At 63.3% G+C, this 12,695-nt stretch carries 8 protein-coding genes and 2 pseudogenes; 4 read left to right on the top strand and 6 right to left on the bottom strand.

The window, feature by feature from the left end; genetic code table 11:
* From Q0O99_RS17105 to Q0O99_RS17115, 3 genes are all read right to left on the bottom strand, one after another.
* Positions 1-1,516 (bottom strand): site-2 protease family protein (locus Q0O99_RS17105; protein WP_293753182.1); only part of this gene is annotated, 1,516 nt, incomplete at its 3' end.
* A 3-nt stretch (positions 1,517-1,519) separates the two neighbouring features.
* Positions 1,520-2,893, bottom strand: coding sequence for an HlyD family efflux transporter periplasmic adaptor subunit (locus Q0O99_RS17110; RefSeq protein ID WP_293753183.1), 1,374 nt, complete (start codon positions 2,891-2,893; stop codon positions 1,520-1,522).
* Positions 2,894-2,895: 2 nt separating this feature from the next.
* On the bottom strand, positions 2,896-3,774 hold the full coding sequence (locus Q0O99_RS17115; RefSeq protein ID WP_293753184.1) for an efflux RND transporter periplasmic adaptor subunit: 879 nt from the start codon (positions 3,772-3,774) through the stop codon (positions 2,896-2,898).
* A gap of 296 nt (positions 3,775-4,070) precedes the next feature.
* Between Q0O99_RS17115 and Q0O99_RS17545 the strand changes: the two genes are divergently transcribed.
* The 4 genes and pseudogenes from Q0O99_RS17545 to gmhB form a co-directional block, all read left to right on the top strand.
* Positions 4,071-4,745 (top strand): hypothetical protein, encoded by a 675-nt coding sequence (locus Q0O99_RS17545; protein ID WP_367185258.1) that lies wholly within the window; start codon positions 4,071-4,073, stop codon positions 4,743-4,745.
* The gene (locus Q0O99_RS17120; protein WP_367185259.1) at positions 4,724-5,185 is read left to right on the top strand and encodes a bifunctional heptose 7-phosphate kinase/heptose 1-phosphate adenyltransferase; all 462 of its coding nucleotides are present in this window, start codon (positions 4,724-4,726) and stop codon (positions 5,183-5,185) included. The genes Q0O99_RS17545 and Q0O99_RS17120 overlap by 22 nt, the downstream gene beginning before the upstream one ends.
* Positions 5,182-5,646: pseudogene (locus Q0O99_RS17125) on the top strand (adenylyltransferase/cytidyltransferase family protein); the annotation flags it as partial. The gene Q0O99_RS17120 and the pseudogene Q0O99_RS17125, both read left to right, overlap by 4 nt.
* A gap of 45 nt (positions 5,647-5,691) precedes the next feature.
* Positions 5,692-6,249, top strand: a pseudogene (gmhB, locus tag Q0O99_RS17130) (D-glycero-beta-D-manno-heptose 1,7-bisphosphate 7-phosphatase); the annotation flags it as partial.
* A 59-nt stretch (positions 6,250-6,308) separates the two neighbouring features.
* Here gmhB and Q0O99_RS17135 read toward each other — a convergent pair.
* The 3 genes from Q0O99_RS17135 to Q0O99_RS17145 form a co-directional block, all read right to left on the bottom strand.
* Entirely contained in the window at positions 6,309-7,496 is a 1,188-nt protein-coding gene (locus Q0O99_RS17135) for an autotransporter outer membrane beta-barrel domain-containing protein (protein ID WP_293753185.1), read from the bottom strand.
* Between the two features lie 1,419 nt (positions 7,497-8,915).
* A complete protein-coding gene (locus Q0O99_RS17140) occupies positions 8,916-10,793 on the bottom strand; it encodes a TolC family protein (protein WP_293753186.1) in 1,878 nt (625 codons plus the stop codon).
* A gap of 53 nt (positions 10,794-10,846) precedes the next feature.
* A partial coding sequence (locus Q0O99_RS17145) for a hypothetical protein (protein WP_293753187.1) occupies positions 10,847-12,695 on the bottom strand: 1,849 nt, incomplete at its 5' end.

The raw sequence follows: 12,695 nt of genomic DNA on the forward strand, positions 1-12,695 counted from the left end.
CGGGCGACTCCAAGCCAGCGAGCACGCTGCCTGTGCGTGCCTCTCCGCCTTGCGGCATGGCCAGCACCCGCGCAGGGCGCGGCGAATACACCGAAAACTCCTGGGCCGAGCGCACCCAGCCCTCGGCCTGCACCTGGGCATGCCAGGGCACGGCCAGCAGCATCAGCAAGGCCCCCAGTGCCAACACCGCCCGCAAAACTGGGCGCGGCTGGATCTGCGCCCGCTGCTTCCACCACACCTTCAGTTCCGCCCAGACCGGCTTGGCGATGAACCACCAAATCTCGACCGCGAACAAAAAGATGCCCAGCGCCTTGAAGAAATAGTGATAGACCGTGATGGCAATGCCCACGAACAGGAAGAAACGGTAAACGGCCGTGCCCAGACCAAACCACAACAACCAGGGCGGCGGGGCCTCGCCTTCGAGCACCGGCTCGGGCTCGCCCAAGCCCAGCAGGCGCTTGCGCAGCGTGTGGCGCATCACCTTGCCCGCCTCGTCATGCAGGTTGGGAATGCCGGTCGCGTCCGACATCATGTAGTAACCGTCAAAACGCATGAACGGGCTGGCGTTGATGGCCAGCGTGATGAGCCAACTGGTGGTGGCCAAAAAGAACATGGCCCCGCGCAAGGCCCCATCGGGCAAGAAGGTCCAGGCCAGCGTGCACCAGGCCGCCAGCATGAGCTCGATGCGCATGCCCGCCACCGCAATCGCAAAGCGGTCGCGTCGGCTCGTCAGGCGCCAGGTCTCTCCCGTGTCGGTGTAGAGCATGGGCAGCAGCAGCACAATCGCCACGCCCATGCGCGGCACCCGCAGGCCCAGCCGCTTGGCGGTGAAGGCATGGCCCAGCTCGTGCAGCACCTTGGCAAAAGCCAGCGCCACCGAATAGCTCAGCAGCCCCTGAAACGACAGCGTCTCGACAAACGTCGAGACAAATGTGTCCCACTGCTGCACCGCCAGCGCCAGGCCCAGCAAGCCCGCCAGGGCCGACAGCGTGAAAGCCTTTTGGCCCAGCAAAGGCGCAAACCAAGGCAAAAAGCGGTCCAAAAAGCGGTCCGGGTTGACCAGCGGCAGGCGAAACATCAGGTAGTTGTGCAGCGCCTGGGTGGCCATGCTCTGCTGCTGCAGCGGCCCCTGCGCAGCCTTTTGCAATAGCTCGCGGTTGACCAGCAACTCGTGCTGCAAAAAGAACTGCTTGATCGCCAGCACCTCTTCCACCGAGGGCTCCAGCAGCGTCTCGGCGGCCACGCTCTGGGCCACGGCCTGGGCCTGGCCCAAGTGCCAGCGGCTGAGCACCTCAAACTCCAGCCAACCGATCCGGAAAAAGCGGCCCTTGAGCGGGTCTTCAATCGTCCAGCTCGGCGAGCCATCGCGCTGGGTGGCCCCGGGGTGCAAAGCCAAGTCTTCGCGCAGCGGCGGCAGCGCCAATTTCTGGGCCATTTGCGCCTGCAACTGGCGCGAGATCGGGTCTTGTGGGGGCAATGCATCGCCAGCAGGGCTGGCTGCGACAGGAGACACCATGGCTCAGACCCCCAACCACAGACGCAGCACACCCAAGGGGCGGCGGAAAATGAAATAGCCCAGCACCACCCATTCGCCATTGATCTTGGCGCTGCCACGCAAGCCCAAACGCACATCGTCCTGAGGCGGCAAAACGGCGCGAACGCGGTAAGCGGCCACACCATCGGGCGACTTGGTGGCCTGGTAACTGGCCTGCTCCACGCGGGCCGTCATCGGGTTGAGCGGGTCGGCGTACAGCAACACATGAATGTCTTGGCCCGCGCTCATGTTGATCGCATCGGCCACTGGCACCCAGGCGTTCACACCCAGTTGGGTGCTGTCGGTCAGCTCCATGATGCGTTGGCCCGCGCTGATGGGCTTACCGATCCAGTCGTTTTCTTGCCCGTACACGGCAATGCCATCGCGCACCGCCCGAATTTCGAACATCTTCAGCTGGTCCTGCAAAAAGGCCACCTCGGCCAGCCGCTCGTTGATGCGGCCCCTGAGAACCCCCGCCTCGGCGGTCTTGTCGTTCGACACAAAGGCGCGGTGCGCCCCGGCCAAAAATTCGGCACGCGACACCTCCAGCCCTTGCCGGGCCGACTCCAAGCGGTTGCGCACAGCCGTGTCATCCAGGCGAATCAACACATCGCCTTTTTTGACCGGCTGGTTCGGTTTGGCCGCCAACTCGGCCACGATGCCCTCCACGGGCGAGGTGACGGCGATCGAATCGAGCGAGATGATTTCGGCCGGCGCGATCACGAACTGCCTGATCGGCAGCAGCATGGCCACCACCAAAGCGGCCAGCGAACGCAGCAGCACCTTGCGTGTCTTCAGGTCGCGCCCATCCACCAGCTTCCTGAAAAAGTCGAACGGTTTTTTTTGTGCCCGCAGGTTTTGCAGGCAAACGCCGTGGATCTGGTGCAATGCGTTGAGCATGGGCAGCGTCACCTCGGGCCAGGGCTGATCGGTCACGTACACCACCACCCCCAACAACTCGCCACCTGAACCGGGCATCGGATGCACCTGCACCGAAGTCGGCCAATACTCCTGCCAGGGCCCGCGCAGGTCTTCGGGCAAATCCTGCACGCTCAAGCGCTGGCGCTGCGCCAGCAGCGGCAAAAACGCCCTGACCGCATGCTCGGCCCAAGAGCCAAAAGCGCTGCGCCGGTCCACCGAAGTCAGGCCCGAAGCGCAGCCCAGCATCGGCTCTTGGTGGTGCACGGTGAACACCAGCGCGGTGCGGTACGGCAACAGCGCCCTTGTGTCGTTGGCCACCGCAAACAACAGAGCCTGCTCGGTGTCGGCCGCACGCGCTTTGGTGGCCAGTTGCTCCAGCACCGTCCAGGCACTGGGCTGCGCCAGCGTGGCTTGCGCTGTGGTTTGAGGGGCATTCATGCTCAACGCCCCCGCACGGCAGCAGGCGCGGGCGCGGACCCGGAGGCAGCAGGCGCGGGCGCGGGCGCGGCCCCGGAAATCACGGCGGTGCCACTCATGCCCGGCAACAAACGGTTGGCCGAGCCCAACAACCGCGCCTCCATCTCGAAAGTCTGGTTGACCGGGTCAATGCGGGCATTGACCAAACTCACCTGCGCGTTGTAGACCATGCCGGTCTCATCGATCGTCACCCGCAGCGGCGTGCCCACCCGGATGCGCGTGAACAAGTGGGAGCTGGCACTCACCCGCAGCTTGGGCACCCCGGCCGAAATCACCTCCAGCAAAGGCTGGCCCACGGTGGCGGTCTGGAACGGCTTGCCCATCACCCGCACCACAAAGCCGGTGAACGGCGCCGCCACCACACATTGGCCGACCTGGTGCTGCGACAGCCTGAGCTGCGCGTCGGCCTTGGCCACCTGCGCGGCGGCGGTGGACACTTCAATCTCGGACGCCGCATTCAGCGACTTCAGCCGGATCTTCGCCTCCAGCGCCTCGCTCGCGGCCGTCAACTCCGACTGCGCAATCTGCACCTTGGCCTCGTTTTCGGTGCAGTCGAACTGCACCAGCGTGTCACCCTTTTCGAAACGCTGACCCATGCGCGAAGGCATCTGCTGAATCAAGCCCACGATCGGGCTCGAAATCACCGCCTCTGCTTCGGCCCAGGCCTGCACCAAGATGCGGTCCTCGGGCGCCACCACACGGGGTGCGGGGGTCGAAGCCAGTGGCGAAGCGGGAGCCAGAGCGGGTGCAGGCGCTTGGGCACCAGCCGACATGGCCACCGAGCACAGCCCCACGCCAAACCAAGCGCCGACACCGGCGCCCCATAACGATTTATTTTTCATATTTGCCAATTCAAAAGCACAGAGGCAATGATTTTTGACAAATACAAGGGCGACAACAATCCTACGAACGAATGATTTTTTGGCCTTCAACTCGGCTGCAAAAAGCCGGTTCTCATGTCCATCGAAAAAATGGGGACCAACCGCTGTTCTGGACCTGTGGCAAAACCAACAAAAACCTCAAAAATCATCCGATCGCAGGATTGTTCGATGCGAAAGTCTTGATTAATCTTGGCATCAATTTAGAACTTTCAGCGAATTTAGTGATTAGATTCATCAAAAACGAAAACAAATTGCGCATGCTGTTTATCCAACATTCAATTGCCACATGGTTGCTGCCGCTGGGCCTGCTGGCCTGTGCGCTCAGCCACGCGCAAGACGGCGCCCCCTCTGGCACGGGCCCTGCAGTCAACCCGAACGGCAGCCCAAACGTCAGCCCGACCAACGCCAACACCGCAACCAACAACGAAGGCCCCAACGCCATGACACGGGCTGCGGTGCAGCGCGGCATTTTGCAGTGCGCTGCGCGTGTGGAACAGGTGAGCAAGTTCAGCGGCTTTGGCGCCCAAGCGGGCGGCCTGCTCATGGCCCCGGCCAACCCGTCAGACCAGCGCCTGTTTGCCCTGCAAATGGAAGTGCCTGCAGGCGCGGCAAACAACAGTTTTGTCGACATGGACTTTGCGCCCAACCAGGCCAACGGCTGCGGCGCCAGCTACGCGGCCGTGAGCTACTGGGCGCAAAGCTGTGACCAGGTCGCCAACAAGCAATTCGGCCAGCTCAAACGCCTGCAGCCCCTGCGGCGCGATGTGGCTGTGCTCGACGGCGGCAACGCCACCACATTGACTTCGAAAAAGAGCCCTCGCATGAAGTGTTGGCTGGCATGGTCGAGCGCTTTGCAGCCTTGCTGGCGGACCATGATGTTGTGCTTCTCTCGGACTACGGCAAGGGTGGCTTGGCCCACATCGGCCAAATGATCGAGATGGCCCGCGCCGCCGGCAAGCCTGTGCTCATTGACCCCAAGGGCCGCGATTGGGACCGCTACCGGGGGGCCACCGTCATCACCCCAAACCGCTCCGAGTTGGCGCAGGTGGTGGGCAGCTGGTCCAGCGAGGCCCAACTGCGCGACAAGGTCTTGGCCTTGCGCGAGCAGCTGGGTCTGCAGGCCTTGTTGCTGACCCGCACCGAAGAGGGCATGACGCTGTTTGAGGCCGAGCGTGTCAGCTCGGTGCCGGCCAATGCACGTGAAGTGTCTGACGTGACGGGTGCAGGCGACACGGTGATTGCCACGATGGCCTTGATGGTCGCCTGCGGGCTGGACCTGGCACAAGCCATGGACTGGGCCAACCGCGCCGGTGGTCTGGTGGTGGCCAAGTTCGGTACGGCATCGCTCAGCTACGAAGAACTCAGAGGATGAGCCCGCAAGACAAGATTTGTTGGGCGCCAGACCTGCCCGCCAGGCTGGCGACGCTGCCGCGCCCTTGGGTCATGACCAATGGCGTGTTTGACGTGCTGCACCGCGGCCATGTGAGTTACCTGCAACGGGCCAGCCAGATGGGTGCTTCGCTGGTGGTTGCTGTCAACTCCGATGCCTCTGCCCGCTTGCTGGGCAAGGGGCCGGACCGGCCGCTCAATGCGGCGCAGGACCGCGCCTTTGTGCTGGCGGGGTTGGCGTCTGTCGGGCTGGTCACTTTTTTTGAGACCCGCACACCGGTCGAGTTGCTGCGTGCCATCCGCCCCGACATTTACGTCAAAGGCGGTGACTACGACATGGAAACACTGGAAGAAACCCGCGTGGTGCGCAGCTGGGGCGGGCAATCGGTGGCACTGCCGTTTGTGGAGGGTTTCTCCACCACCGCGCTGGTGCAACGCATCCGCCAGCCGCAGGGTTCCAATTGGCCCCCAACGCGTCAAGCGGCTTTTTTGGACCGCGATGGCGTGATCAACCAGGACAAGGGCTACGTGCACCGCTGGGAAGATTTTGAATTTCTGCCCGGCGCCATCGAGGGCATGCGCCTGTTGCAGGACGCCGGTTACGCCCTGGTGGTGGTGACCAACCAGTCTGGCCTGGCCCGTGGCCACTTCACAGAGCAGGCGTACCAGGCGCTGATGCGTGCGATGCGCGAGGCGCTCGAGCGCGAAGGGGTGCAGCTGGCCGGTGTGTACCACTGCCCGCATCACCCCAGCGGTGCTGTGTCTGGGCTGGCCATCGAATGCGACTGCCGCAAGCCTGCACCGGGTCTGCTGCTGCAAGCGGCCCGTGAGCTGAACCTGTCACTGACCGACTCTGTGCTGATCGGTGACAAGCCGAGCGACATCGCGGCGGCCCGTGCGGCCGGGGTGGGGCTCGCCTGTCTGGTGCATTCAGACAACCCCGAGTCGGCTGCAGGCCATCCCCTGGCCGATGGTCACTTTGACAGCCTGCTGGACTGCGCCAAACAGCTGCTGCTCCAACGCAAGCAGCAGAAAATGGCGGGTTAAAAACAGGGGCCGTTTTCAGGCCCCTGCACTGCTTCACGGGCGGTGGTCGCCGCTGGCGCTCAGAACGCCATGCGGTAGCCCACCTGCATCGCGTAGCCCAGCTTGTTGCCAAAGTCCATCTGGCTGGCACGCAGGTCCAGCGTCAGCGTCCTGTTGGGCTCGATGATGTAGTTCACCCCTGCCGCACCGAACACCCGCTTGGCGCGTGCCATGGGCTGGTTGCTGTAGCTCAGCTCACCCAAGAGGCTGCTGGTGGCCTGGAAAGGGTCCAGCGTTCTGGTCGTGTCCCGGTCCACGCCCAAACCCAAGCGGTAGCTCAGGTCTTGGCCACGGTTAACATCGAAGTCCAGACCCAGCGAGCTCGTCACACGGCGCTCGCCATAGGCCGCGAAGTTCAAGGGGTCTGCCGCGCCCACACCGTCGCTGTATGCACCGCGCTTGGACTTGGCCGAGCGCACGCCCACATAGGGCGTCGCCAGCACCTGGTTGTTCAGCTCAGTGCCCCAGCCCAGACGCAGCGAGGCGCCTTGGCTGACCACTTTGGCCGAGCCCGTGAGCTGGGTGGCCGCATCGAACAAGCTGTCGCGTGTGATGTCGGCCTTGCCATCCTGGTAGGCCACTGCCGCACGCGCTTGCAGGCCGGTGCCAGTGTGGCCTTCCGAATACGCTGCAAACAAGCCCAGCACCGGTGAGCGCGACTTCATTTGCACGCCGCGCACCTCGTTGCCCGACAGGGGCATGTCCACAAAGCCGCCCAGGCGCACGTCGTCGTTGATGCGCTTGGCCACCGTCACCACGCCTGCGCTTTCCTGTGAGTCACCCAAGCCCGAACGCCGTGCCTGCACCCACACGCAGAGCTTGTCCTTGTCGAACGCCTTGCAGTCCTGGTCCAGGCCAGTGCGGATGGCCGACTGGCGCTGCTCCAGCAGGGCCCTTTGCGGCTCGGCCATGTCCAGGCCGAAGTTCAGCGTGGTCAGGTCCCAGGCTGTGGCAGCACCCGAGCGGTAGGTGGCGTCGCGCAGCATCCACGCCAAGCCGTTGTACGAGCCGAAAGAGGCACCACCGGTGAAGATGTTGGTGTAGGCCTCTTTGGCCACGCCCGTCACCACGTTCTGGTAAGTGCCCGAGCGCAACTGAGAAGGCGCAATGCTGTAGGTGGCATCACCGCCAAAGACGCCAAAGGTCATCGTGCCGGTGTAACCAGAGGCCACCGCCAACTGGCCGTAGCGGTCGCCGTAGGCGATCATGTTGTAAAAGGTGGGAAGTTTATTGCTGTAGGACAGAGCAACACCACCAGAGCCAGTAGCGCCTTGGTAATTATTCAGTGTGCCTAAGGAACCACTTTGTTCGATGTCAATTCGAGCACCGGAATTGGGTGGAGTACCTGAGATGGTGCCGATATTCGTGATACCGGAAACTGATGCGCTGCTGCTTGCGACCCTAACGCCTTTATATCCAGCACCGGTAGTCGAGATCGTGCCTGTATTGACGATGTACCCCTGAATCTGAGATTCACCCCCATCAATGGCCACAGCATGATTTGTTCCACTGCTGATTGATCCATGGTTTAACAAGCTGCCGCTCAAGGTCGCGTTGTCCAATCTTACCGCTTGCGCCTTCGCCGTAATCACCCCGCCTAGCTCGTTGACGATATGGCCGGACACCATACTTCTTGTGATTTCAACAGCCAGATTATTGATTGATTGAATAGTCCCACTGTTGATGAAAGAACCATTGATATTGGTTGGAGATCTTTCAATCACAATGAAATTTTCGCCAAATGACACAGAGCCGGCCAGTTTAAAGGTGGTTTGTCTGGAACTGACGGTGCCAGTGTTGATTATTGAACCGTTGAACGTGACTTTTGAGGCGTCGACGGCACTGCCCTGAGACACAATTGTTCCCGAGTTGGTGAAATCACCATTTATGCCGCCGCCATCATTGATTTCCACCCCTTTTGCGCTTCCACAGCTTACATCGATCGCGCAAGGGCTTGAAGAAATCAACCCCTGGTTTACAAAACCATTATCAAGGGTGCCTTTGATCCGGATGCCCCCCACTTGAGAAATCATTGAGCCCGTATTCAGGAAGCTGCCGCCCAGGTAGGAGCCTTGAAGCATTTGGAATGTTTCTGTGCGCACATTTATGGTGCCGTTGTTCACAAAGCGACCATTGATCGCTGCGCCCTCCAGTCGAATGCCTTTATCGGCGACACCGCCTGCCGGGACATTGGCGATGGGGTCGGGTCCGATTCCTCCCTTTAATGTGAGGCCGCCTGTGAGCACCGATCCGCTGCCAAGATAGATCGACCACGCGTCCCGTCCATAAATGGAGCCATCAATCAAGATGGCGCTATTGGTTCCACTGACTGTGACGCTGTTCTCGAACTGGACGGCGTCGTCCAGCTTGATGCTTCCACCCAACCTGATCTCAAAGCTGTCGCCTCCGTCAAGTGTGACCGGCGAGGTTTGTTGTGCCGTAATGACGACCGGGTCTGCCCAGACAAAAGATCCGAGTGTCAGTCCGACCGCCACGCTCAGGGTCTTGAGCATGACGGGTTTTGTATGCTTTTGACGTTTGACTTTCATTTTTTATAGCTCCTGGGATGAAATGGCTTTTTAGGGGTTGGGGTTGGGGTTGAGATTGGGTTGTGTGTTTCTTGGCGTTCACTTGCGGTTGGCGATCCACTCGCGCAGGTGGCCCACGTTGGCTGTGATGGCCGCCTCGCCCATGGCGCTGTAGGTCGCCTCGCGTGGCGCTTGCGGCAGCGTGGCCGTGTAGTTCGCGCTTTGCTTGCCCACTTCGCTCAGCACCACTTCGCCCGTCTTCAGGCCCTTGGCCGCATCACCCATCTTAAGGCTCACCTGCAGCTTCAGGGCGTCAGGTTGTGTGTTGGTCACTACATCAAAGCCGCCTCGCGCCAGCGCTTGCTGCACCCCGCTCAGCAGCGCCTTGCCGCTTTGCTGCTCGTCCAGGAACAGCTGCACCTTGGGGCGCGGGCCCGCCTTGGCCAGCAGCACCGTGGGCAGCTGCTTTTCTGTGGCCGCCAGGCTCTTGCCCACGTTGCCCGCCAGTTGCGCCACCGTCAGCTGGTCGATCTCGCCCAGCTCAAAGTCCTGCCCCAGCGAGTGCTGGATGCGGGCGTACGCCGCTTGCGCGTTGGCGTACGCAATGGCCCGCTGGTACTTGGACACCGCAGAGCGGGCGGTGGCCCGCACCAGCTCCAGCTCGGTCTCGGCTTTGCTGCTCACGCCGCTCTTGGCCACAGCCGCTACGCGGGCGTCCACTTCCATGCTCTTTTGCGCCAGCTCCAGGTCGCTCCTGGCCAGGCCGTAGCGCAGCGCGGCGATGCGCGTTTGCGTCATGATGGCCATCGACAGCGCTTGGCGGCGGGCGTCGTCGGTCTCGATCTGGCGCTCTCCTGCTTTCTTGACGGCCGGGGCGCTGAGCACGCGCAGCAGGTTCCACGAGATGCGGGCCGAGTTCTCCACCCAGTCGTTGTTGTAGAGCAGGCGGTTGCTGTCGTATTGCTGGCCAAGGCCCAGCGTGAGGTTGGGGAAGGCTTGCATCAGCTGGCGGCGGGTTTCGTCGCCAGAGATGCGCTTTTTGAGGTCCTCCTCGCGCAGCTCGGGCCGGCTCAGGAGCGCCGTGTCTTCCAGCACCGCCAGGTTGGTGGGCAGGGGGTTGAGGGTTTGCTCGGGCATGTCGGCCAGCGTGAACTGCTTGGTGGGCGCAGACATCAGCGCGGCCAGCTCGGCCTTGGCAAAGTCCAGCTCTTGGCGGCGGGTGTTGAGCAGGGCCACCGCGTCCACCAGCGAGCGCTGGTAGGCCAGCGCGATCTGCACCGGGATGGCGCCGCGGCTTTCTGCCGCACGCGACTGCTCGATGGCTTGCTCGGCCTGCTTCATCACGGCTTCGGCTTCGCCGGCAAGCTTTTGCGCGGCCAAAGCACGCAAGAAGGCAAAGCGCACGTCGTGCACGGTGGTCTGGATCACGCGGCGCTTGCGCTCTTGGGCGATCAGGAATTCGTCGGCACGCTGCTTGGCGCGGTAGTACGAGACGCCAAAGTCCAGCACGTTCCAGCTGAACTCGACCGAGCGCAGGCGGCGGTCCATGTCGGAGGAGGTCGAGAACGAGTTGGTGCGGGCCATGGCCTCAGCGGGACGCGAGCCTTGTGGGCTGTACAGCGGGCGGCTGTCGCCCCCTGCGTAGTTGCTGCGGTCCGTGTAACCGGCGCCCACCACCAGGTTGGGCAGCATGTCGTATTTGGAGACCTCGTGCAGCTGCTCGTTGATGGCCACTTCCATCTTTTTGAGGCGCAGGTCCAGGTTGTACTTGAGCGAGCGGGCAATCGCTTCGTCCAGCGTGATGGCCGCCGAGATGGGCTCTTGTTGGTCAAACATCTTGACGCGGTCGGCCGCTGCGCGGTCGCGCACGGCTTTGTCTTCGAGCGGGTGGGGGGTGAGGCTGGAGCAGCCCGCCAAGATGAAGGCGGCCACGGCCAGGGTCACGGGTTTGAGGGCGGTTTGGAAGCGGTGTGTCATGGTGAGAGCTCCGTCAGTGATTCAGAAAAATAGGGGGTTGTGAGGGTGGTCGTTCAGGCCAGGGGGCGGGCCCATGGCGTGTGGCTTGGGGTGTGGCTTTGGGCATTGCTTTGGGTGCCTCGCTTGGCCGCGCTCATCTGCAATTGCTGGCTGAAGCCGAACTGGCCGCGTGCCAGCGCCTGGGCAGGCTGTGCATCGGCTGGCTCGGCCGCGAGGGCCGCGCGGGACGCGGCCAAGTGCAGCGCCTGCTTTTGGGCCAGGGTTTGTGCCTCGCCCATGTTGCCCAAGTTGTCTGTGCCGTCGGCAGCGGCTTGCTGCACGGCCTCGTCCGTCGCGGGCTGCGCTGTCAGCGCTGCCAAAGTCTGGTCGGCCAAGGTCTGCCCGGCCAGGGCCGGATCGGCCAGGGCTGATTGGCTGAGCCTCAAGACGCCCGACTTGGAGCCGCTGAGCATCAGCTCGTCGGCCAGCAAACCGGACTGCAAGGCGTAACTTGGCGACGCGGCATCGAAAGCCTGGCCACGGGTGTCCTTGACCTGGGGCAACACATAAAGGTGCGGGTCGGTGACGCGCTCGAACTTGTCGATCAGCACGTCGGTGCGGTGCAATTCATTCCGCCCCTCGCCCACGCCAGAGATGGCCCGCGACGTGACCAAACCGGCCGAGCTGCCCGGTGCGGTGACGGAGACGGCCTGACGTCCCTCGGCCACAGCCTCCTGGACATGCAGGGCCGGTGAGGTTGCGGGGGCCACGGCAACTTCGACACTGGCCGGAGCCGGGGCCAGTTGCTGGGGCGCTGGAACGGCTACACGGTCGTCGTCGAGTGCCGTCAGGCTCAGGGCCGCCGGCGCATCCGGCGTGGCCGTGCGGTTGTCCGGGCCAAACAACTGGCCTTCGCCGTCGTCGCGGATGGCGCCTTCACCCAGGGCAAAAGCCCCGCCAGCATTGCTGGCCTTGAGGTTCAGGGGTTCGCGGCCCTCGTAGGGATTGTCTTGCTTGACCGCAACGCGCACCAGCAGTTGCCCATCGGCCAATGGGTTGTTGCCGGGCACCTTGACCAGCGTGCCCGGTGTGTAGGGGGTCCAGGCGTTGTCGCTCCAGTATTCGAGCGCTGTGCCGGTGTCGGTGCCCAGGGTGGCGTGACCCGCGCCCGAGCCTGTGGAGGCGAGGTCGAGCTGGACGTACTGGCCTTGTTTGGCGCCCACGGTCCACACGATGAAAGGCGTGGCCTCGTTGACTTCGACGTTGTTGACGGTGACCGGGCGGTCATCGTCAGCAACCGTCTGCACGGCCGGATCGACCACCGGGGTGGTGGCTGTGGGCCGTGTGCCAGGCGTGGCCGGTGCGTTGGCTGTGGCCGGGTTGGGTGCGGTGTCAAACACCGTGCCCGTGCCGTCGTCGGTGATGGTGCCCAGGCCGGTGTCGCTGGCGCCACCGGTGTTGCTGGCGGTGAGCGTGTAGGTCTCGCCGTTGTCGCTGAGCGTGTCGGGCTGGATGGCCACACGCACCAGCAGGTTGGCGGCTTCGTTGGGGGTGCCGTCGCCGTCAGCCGGGATCTGCACAAAGGTGCCGGGCGTGTAGGCCGTCCAGGCGTTGCCGTTCCAGAACTCCAGCGCGGTGGCGGTGTCGGCGCCCAAGGTGGCGTGGCCCGTGCCTGAGCCTGTGGGCTGCAGGTCGAGCTGGACGTATTGGCCTTCTTTGCCGCCCACGGTGAACACCGCAAAGGGCGAGCCTTCGTTGACGGTCACGTCATTGACGGTGACTGGGCGGTCGTCGTCGGCCAGGGTCTGCACGGCCGGATCGGCCACCGGGGTGGTGGCCACGGGTTCCTCAGCAGGGGTTTGTGACGACCCGAGCACTGGCGGTTGGATGACGCCCGAGAAAATGACGCCGCTGCCGTCGTCC

Source organism: Limnohabitans sp. Rim8 (assembly GCF_945901735.1).
Classification (GTDB): Bacteria; Pseudomonadota; Gammaproteobacteria; order Burkholderiales; family Burkholderiaceae_C; genus Limnohabitans_A.